This window comes from Kordia jejudonensis, assembly GCF_001005315.1.
Taxonomy (GTDB): domain Bacteria; phylum Bacteroidota; class Bacteroidia; order Flavobacteriales; family Flavobacteriaceae; genus Kordia; species Kordia jejudonensis.
This window is the reverse complement of the sequence record NZ_LBMG01000160.1, coordinates 1-924: the sequence shown is the minus strand read 5'-3', so window position 1 is coordinate 924 and position 924 is coordinate 1. Positions and strand designations below refer to the sequence as shown.

The following is a 924-nucleotide window of genomic DNA, read 5'->3' as shown; positions in this document are numbered from 1 at the left end:
TAACAAGGAATCTCACAAAAATCTAAAAATCCACCGAATCATGTAGAATTGCTAAAATCTGTGCTAAAACAAAAATTAACGTATATTAGGCTACGCCATTATCCATCACATAAAGAAACCTATGACATACATTATGATTGCAGTAATTGTTATAATCGCAGTTACATTAGTTATGAAATAGGCGAATACAGGAAAAGCTCAAATCAGCATAAAAAGTGAGCATAAACCTTTGCTATCTTAAGTGCGAAATAATGTTGTAAGTTATTGAAACCAAAAATGCTAAAAAAAATAATTCAGACTATTGTTGGAGAAGACAATAAAAAACCTAAAGCTGTTCAATGCTTATGGTATTCGGATATAAATTACTTAGCGTTAGATATAGAACTCGTTTTTAAAACCAAGCAAGGTTACGAAAAGAAAACAGTAACTACTCTAAACTATATGGACTTTGAAAATGAGGAAGAACTGAGCGAAGAAGCCAAAAGAATTGGAAAAACCTTAGCTGAAAAGTATAATGCTGAATTTTACTTCCCGTCACCTGATAAGTGGTTAAGAAATTGTCCGAATTGGTGGGATTCAAAAGTAGCTCTAAAATGTGAGGATTGTGGTGTCCCTATAATACCGACAGATAGTGAATATCTTCCCCAAGAAGTTTGTTATCCTTGCCATTTAAAAAGAGAGCAAAATGAATCCCTTAAAAATGATCAAACAACTGAAGATAGATATTCATTTTACAATATAAATGATGAAGAATCACCTATTTGTAATTACTCACCAACTCTTGAGAATCTACTTGTATATAAATATTTAAACAAAAAGGAAATTGAAAATAATTTTACGGGAAATTTTGGAACATATCATATCGACAGAGATAAACTTATTGAACTCAAAATCAAAATAGAGAAGGAAATTGACAAAATACTA

The 924-nt window shown here is 30.7% G+C and carries 1 protein-coding gene; it reads left to right on the top strand.

The features are described 5' to 3' along the window. Window positions 1-276 precede the first annotated feature (276 nt). On the top strand, window positions 277-924 hold a 648-nt coding region (locus tag AA089_RS23125), incomplete at its 3' end, for a hypothetical protein (RefSeq protein ID WP_046759396.1).